The 6,962-nt window shown below is 43.1% G+C and carries 6 protein-coding genes; 1 reads left to right on the top strand and 5 read right to left on the bottom strand.

Features of this window, described 5'->3' with window-relative positions; all coding sequences use genetic code 11:
- Positions 1-199: hypothetical protein (locus HMPREF0240_RS24870; protein ID WP_035314683.1), on the top strand; the 199-nt coding region annotated here is incomplete at its 5' end.
- A 310-nt stretch (positions 200-509) separates the two neighbouring features.
- Here HMPREF0240_RS24870 and rsmG read toward each other — a convergent pair.
- The 5 genes from rsmG to HMPREF0240_RS22700 all read right to left on the bottom strand — a co-directional run bounded on the left by rsmG (position 510) and on the right by HMPREF0240_RS22700 (position 6,961).
- Complete coding sequence (gene rsmG, locus HMPREF0240_RS22720; protein WP_009005734.1) at positions 510-1,223, bottom strand: 16S rRNA (guanine(527)-N(7))-methyltransferase RsmG; 714 nt, start codon at positions 1,221-1,223, stop codon at positions 510-512.
- Positions 1,224-1,352: 129 nt separating this feature from the next.
- Complete coding sequence (mnmG, locus tag HMPREF0240_RS22715; protein ID WP_009005733.1) at positions 1,353-3,245, bottom strand: tRNA uridine-5-carboxymethylaminomethyl(34) synthesis enzyme MnmG; 1,893 nt, start codon at positions 3,243-3,245, stop codon at positions 1,353-1,355.
- Entirely contained in the window at positions 3,211-4,623 is a 1,413-nt protein-coding gene (gene mnmE / locus HMPREF0240_RS22710) for a tRNA uridine-5-carboxymethylaminomethyl(34) synthesis GTPase MnmE (protein ID WP_009005732.1), read from the bottom strand. Before mnmE ends, mnmG begins: the two co-directional genes overlap by 35 nt.
- A gap of 139 nt (positions 4,624-4,762) precedes the next feature.
- Positions 4,763-5,638 carry an RNA-binding cell elongation regulator Jag/EloR gene (gene jag, locus HMPREF0240_RS22705; RefSeq protein WP_009005731.1) on the bottom strand — a complete coding sequence of 292 codons (876 nt, stop codon included), beginning with the start codon at positions 5,636-5,638 and terminating at the stop codon, positions 4,763-4,765.
- Between the two features lie 33 nt (positions 5,639-5,671).
- Complete coding sequence (locus HMPREF0240_RS22700) at positions 5,672-6,961, bottom strand: YidC/Oxa1 family membrane protein insertase (protein WP_009005730.1); 1,290 nt, start codon at positions 6,959-6,961, stop codon at positions 5,672-5,674.
- Position 6,962 lies beyond the last annotated feature (1 nt).

Genomic DNA, 6,962 nt, shown 5'->3' with positions numbered 1-6,962 from the left:
CAGCGGATTTTTAGCGCCTATGCGGAACCCGGCCACTGCCTGCCAGAAGCCCCGTCCTCGTATCCAATCCCATCCGCCTCCCCCGTCCAGAAATTCCTCCCGAGTTATCAGCTTCTGCCGCCCGGATGAACGCAGCCTGCCTGAGATGGCGCCTGTGGCGTCCGGGTGGGAATGCCTGACGGTGTTTTCGGATGCCTAAAGTGTGTCGTGTTTCCGTTGGGATAAAATAGAAAAATCTGATGGACAGACTTTGCCTTACCAGGCAAAGTCTGAGGCAACTAAGGCCTCAAATCATCAGATTTGAGGCCGCATGTTGCTGGTTCCATCAGATTTTTCTATTTTATCCCTACGGAAACTAGGCTAAACGGCCGGTATCAGAAATCACCGTTCCCCATTCCATCCAATGCCACCCGCACTGAACCGGACCAGCCCTTCCGCCTCTTCGTTCCTTCTTCATTCAGCCCCTGGCTTCTCTCACAGGGCGTCCCCCATCCCCCAGAAACCTCCCGCTACAAAATCGGCTCTTTAGAAGGCAGTCCTGCTTTTCGGGGGTATTTTTTTTTGGTTTGTTCTTCTTTTTTTATTTTTACAAATGATCTCCCTATCTCTGTTCCCGGAAGCTGGAATTTTACTGTTTTTTCTATAACTCCTCCCAGTATCTTTACTGCTTTTTTGGACGACTGCAGTTCGTCCTCTATACTACCTGATTTATAGGAAATAAATATACCCCCCACCCGTATATAGGGTAAGCAGTATTCACTCAATGTTGATAAGTTTGCCACTGCCCTTGAAACGCACAAATCAAACTGTTCTCTGTAATTCGTCTGTCTCGCGTAGTCTTCTGCCCTGCCGTGCAGAGTTTCTATATCATCCAGTTTTAATTCCTCAATTACTGTGTTGAGAAACTTGACTCTTTTGTTTAAAGAATCCAGTAAAACTACATGCAGCTGTGGATAAACTATTTTTAAGGGAAGACCCGGAAATCCAGCTCCGGTTCCTATATCTATCACGGTTTTTATATTTTCAATATCAACAGCTTTTACAATTGAGAGACTGTCAACAAAGTGTTTCTCATTTACCTCATCGTAATCAGTAATTCCTGTCAGGTTCATGACTTTATTCCACTCAGTCAGTAATTCATAGTATCTCTGAAACTGTTGTTTTTGTTTTTCATCCAGCTGGATATTCAGCTCTTTCAACTGATTTTCAAATTTGTTTTCCATATGTTTTCTCCCGGTAAATGACTTCAATTACCTGGCGCGCTGCCATTTACTATTTAATTTCTTTCTGTCTGACTAATATATCAAACACCTCTACTTCTGCTTTTTCATAGAATTGCCTCTTGGAGTACTCTACCTGCTTTCAAGATATACCAGGAGTACAGAGATATCAGCCGGTGATACTCCGGATATTCTGGATGCCTGTCCTATGGATGACGGCCGCATTTCTGTCAGTTTTTGTTTTGCTTCGATCCGCAGGCTCTTGACGTCATTATAATCCAGATCATCCGGAATGATTCTGGTTTCCAGCTTTTTAAACTGTTCTACCTGTCTCTGCTGGCGGCGGATATATCCGTCATATTTTATGTTGATATTTACCTGTTCTTCTACATCAAAAGGAAGTTCTTTTCTCTGTCTGTCTATAGGTGCCAGCGCTTCATATGAAAGTTCCGGACGCCGGATCAGCTCAGCCAGGGTTGTTCCGGACGTAAGCGGAGTACTTCCATAGGACTCCAGAAGGCTCTGAACTTCTTCGGATGTTCCTATATTTGTATGCTCAACTCTTCTGATTTCTTCTTCAATCATGTTCTCTTTATCCAGCAGTTTCTGGTACCGTTCTTCATCTACCAGTCCCACTTCATATCCCAGCTTTGTCAGGCGCAGATCTGCATTGTCCTGTCTCAAAAGCAGTCGGTATTCCGCCCTTGAGGTCATCATACGGTAGGGTTCATGACTCTCTTTTGTAACGAGATCATCGATAAGAACCCCTACATATCCCTGAGAACGGTCAATGACAATCCCCTGTTTTTCCTGCAGTTTCCTTGCAGCATTAATCCCTGCAACCAGCCCCTGGGCCGCTGCCTCTTCATACCCTGAGCTGCCGTTAAACTGTCCTCCGCTGAAAAGTCCCTCTACATTTTTAAACTCCAGGGTGCTTTTGAGCTGCCTCGCATCTATACAATCGTATTCAATTGCATAAGCATTTCTTACGATTTTTACATTTTCCAGTCCCGGCACACTTCGGTACATTGCATATTGAACGTCTTCTGGAAGCGAGCTGGACATCCCCCCCACATACATTTCATTTGTCTCAAGACCCTCGGGCTCTATGAACACCTGATGCCTGTTTTTGTCTGAAAATTTTACCACCTTATCTTCAATGGACGGGCAGTATCTCGGCCCTGTGCCCTCTATCATACCGGAGTATAATGGGGATCGATCCAGATTTGCCCGGATGATATCGTGTGTATTTTGATTCGTATAAGTCAGCCAGCAGGAGGCCTGTTCAATCTGAACCGCCTCAGGGTCTGTTGTAAATGAAAACGGCACAACTCTCTCATCCCCTTTCTGCTCTTCCATCTTACTGAAATCAACAGAATTTTTATCGATCCTCGCAGGAGTTCCCGTCTTGAAACGGTACATCTTAATTCCAAGCGATTTCAGGCTGTCTGTCAAATGATTCGCTGCCTGCAGCCCGTTCGGCCCCGTATACGTACTTATATCCCCGTAAATGCACCTGGCCTTCAGGTAGGTCCCCGTACACAATACAACCGCCCTGCAGCGGTATATGGCCCCCGAATAGGTCTGGACTCCGGTCACTCTCCCCTCTTCTGCCAGGATGTCTGTTACTTCCATCTGACGGATATCCAGATTCTTCTGATTCTGCAGCACCTGCCGCATAGTTCTGCTGTAATTTGCTTTATCTGCCTGTGCCCGCAGAGAATGGACCGCCGGCCCTTTCGACTTATTAAGCATCTTGGACTGGATAAATGTTTTATCTATTACTTTCCCCATCTCGCCGCCAAGTGCATCTACTTCTCTCACAAGATGGCCCTTTGAACTGCCGCCGATATTTGGATTGCATGGCATCAGCGCAATACTGTCCACACTCACGGTAAATATAACTGTCTTAAATCCCAGTCTTGCCGCCGCAAGCGCTGCCTCACAGCCCGCGTGTCCAGCACCGACCACTGCAATATCATATTCGTCTTTATTTTCCCATACAGAATTTGCTGAATATTTCATTTACTAGATCTTCTCCTATCGTTTCTCCCGTTATGCTGCCCAATGATTCATATGCATCCATCAGATCGATGGAGAAAAAATCCTCCGGCATCTGATTATCAATACTCTCAATTACTTTATTCAAACTTTCACAGGCATCCCGCAAAGCCGCTTTCTGTCTGATGTTTGTTATATAAACTTCATCATTAAATGATACTTCACCTTTCAGGAACATTGTATTCAAGATATCCTCGAACTCCTGAAGTCCCTGCTCCTCCTTGGCCGATATATCAATCATAGGAATATATATTGAATTAATTCCTTCATTTTCTGTCTCATTAAGTATATTTTTAATCTTATTTTGCAGGATTTCTTTCGTAATAACTGTCTCCAGATCCGATTTATTTAATAAAATGATGCATTTTTTTCCCGCCGTCAACCGGATGATATCTTCATCATTCTTGTCCAGAGGTCTGGAGGCATCTGCAACATAGATAATCAAATCCGCGTTTTTTACATAATCTCTTGCCTTATCCACACCCATTTTTTCTATGATGTCATCTGTTTCCCTTATACCGGCAGTATCTACCATGTTCAGAGTCAGTCCGTTCAGCTGAATCTGCTCTTCCAGGGCATCCCTGGTAGTTCCTTCTATATCTGTTACAATGGCCCTTTCCCGCCCCGCCAGGACATTCAGAAGAGATGATTTTCCTGCATTCGGTTTACCTGCAATTACGGTCTGTATTCCCTCTTTCATGATACGGCCGCTGTCGGATGATTCAATTAATTTTCCAATTTCCACTAGAATATCATCTATGACACTTTTTAGTGTCTCACCATATCCATCTATCTCTATATGCTCAGGGTCATCTAAAGCTGTTTCAATAAAGGCAGTATGGTATACTATTTTATTTCTTATGTCTTCTATTTTTTTCTTAACACTGCCTTTCAGTTGGCTGATAGAGCACTGAAGGGCATACTCATTTTTAGAAGTAATTACACCAATGACTGCCTCCGCCTGAGACAGATCCATTTTTCCATTTAAAAATGCACGCTTTGTAAACTCCCCAGGTTCTGCCGGTCTTGCACCATTTTTTATGACAGTTTCCAATACTCTTTTTACCACATAAGTACCGCCGTGGCAATTGATTTCTACCGTATCCTCTCCTGTAAATGTCCGCGGCCCACGCATCAGCATGACCAGAACTTCGTCTACGGTTTCTCCACCGTCTTTTATAAACCCATAATGTATGGTATGGCTTTTGGCTTCCAGGAGACGATCTTTACCTGTATATATCCTGTCAATAACCTGAAATGCCTCTGCACCGCTGATACGGACAATCCCGATCCCTGAATTTGACATTCCTGTGGAAATCGCGGCAATCGTATCTTTTCTCATTTTAGGCCTCCCCATAATTTTTTAAGCACAGAGACCAGATAATCTCTGATTATCCAATCCCCGGCCTTTAAAAAAGACGTTTCACCACTTCACGAAAGCATCCGTGAAGCGGAAACGTCCTCTTTCGCTTCGAATTATTTTACTTCTTTAAGGTAACAACTACTTTCCTGTAAGGCTCTTCCCCTTCACTGTGGGTTGTTACGTAAGGGTCAGATTGAAGTGCTGCATGGATGATCCTTCTCTCATATGGATTCATCGGTTCAAGTGAAACAGCTCTCTTAGAACGTTTTACCTTATAGGCAATGTTCTTTGCAAGATTCTTCAATGTCTCTTCTCTTCTTGCACGGTAATTCTCTGTGTCAAGTTTTACGCGTACATAACCGTCCTGATGCTTATTGGCAACACGGTTTGCAAGATACTGCAGTGCATCCAGTGTCTGTCCGCGTTTTCCAATGAGGAGACCCATATTGTCACCCTTCATCTCTATACTCAGTGCACCATCGGTATCTACATCGGAGATCAGCTCTACGGTCATCCCCATTGCACTTAATGTATCACTCAGGAATGCTTCAACGGCTTTTTTTGTTTCCTCTTTTACTTCTGCAAGTTCAGCTTCATGCCTGATTGCCGGCTGTGCTTCTGTCTGAGCAGCTTCTTTTTTCACTTCATTCTTAACTTCATTTTTAACGTCGTTCTTAAAATCATGCTTAAACTCATTCTTAGATTCTTGTTTTACATCTTTTTTGTAGTGCTCTTTTTTCTTGAATTCCCTGGCAGGTTCATTTTTTATCTCAGGTTTTTCTTCCCTGATCTGAACCTTTGGCTCTTCCACTACAGGTTCCGGTTTTCTTCTGGCTTCAATTACAGCCTGTTTCATACCGATTCCAAGAAATCCGGCACTTCCTTTTTCAATGACCTCATATTCAAGCCTGTCACTGGTAACACCTAACTGAATCAATGCTTCTGTAATCGCATCATCTAATGTTCTTGCTGATACTCTGATACTACCGTTCATGCTGAATCCCTACCTTTCTACACCGACTCTCTCCTACTTACCTTCATCCTTTTTATCTTTTGTGCTGTTTCCACTGTTGTACTTGCTTACCATATTGGCCTTTGAAGCAAGACTGCCCGGCTTTGCACTCTTTGTATACTGTGCTGCATTCTTCAGGCGTTCTTCTCTCTCAGCTTCAGATATATTTGATTTTTTCTTATCTTCTACATTTCTGGTGCTTGTAGTTGCCATTCTGTTAATTTCTTTTGCGGGTTTTCCCTTTTTCTCACGTTTCTTGGCAGCTTTTTTCTGATTCTCTGCGATGAGTTCATCCGTAGATTTCTTGCCGAGATATTTGTTAATTGCCAGCTGCTGTACACATCTTACTAATGCACTGATTGCCCAGTAGAGACCAAGACCTGCCGGAAGCGTGAATCCCATGAATACGGAAAACAAAGGCATTGTATATGTCATTGTCTTCATGGAGTTTGCCATCGTATTGCTTGGATCAACCTGCGGCTGCGGCTGCAGCTTTACACTGAGGAACTGTGTAAGACCGGCCATAATCGGGATGATAACTGCTAAAATAATACCAATAATTGAAAAATCTTTGACTGCAGCCATTAACATTGTAAAAGGAGCTTCCCCTATGTTAATACCGATAAAACTGTTCAGATGTCCTACAGTCTGCGTCGTTGTCTCTACGATATCATTCAGAGAAGGAATCTTGTCCACCAGGGTATTCCATGTGGAATCCTGAAATTTATACAATGCATTCACAAGTGTATCTGCCTGTGAATAATCGTATGAACTTGCGCTCATAAGTACAGGTTTTGCTTCCCCGATCTTTTCCATGATCTTCTGGAAACCATCTGTTGCCATGATCTGGTTTACAACCGGCATATAAATGTCTTTTACACCGTTAACATAATTCGGTATATTCTGAATAACCGGATATAGTGCGAAGAGAACCGGCATCTGGATCAGCATCGGAAGACATCCGCCTGTAGGTGAAGTACCGTACTTCTCATATATTGCCTGCATCTCTTCCTGCTGTTTGAGCATGGAAGCCTGGTCTTTTTTATTTGCATACTTTTTTTGAATCTTCTGAATTTCAGGATTCATTACCGAAGACATTTTAGACCATTTCTGCTGTTTAATCGTAAGCGGAATCATCAATGTATATATGACGATTGTAAAAAGGATAATACAGATACCAATATTCTGTATCCCAAATAAACCATCCAACACATTATAAATTCCATTCATCAATTTTCCAAGCAGCCAGGAAATCTGATGAATAATTGGCCAGTCTGCATAACCTGCAGCTAAAGTTCCATACATC

Origin of the sequence: Clostridium sp. D5 (genome assembly GCF_000190355.1) — a bacterium.
In the GTDB taxonomy this organism is placed as follows: Bacteria; Bacillota; Clostridia; order Lachnospirales; family Lachnospiraceae; genus Faecalicatena; species Faecalicatena fissicatena_A.
This window is presented reverse-complemented; position numbering and strand designations above follow the sequence as displayed.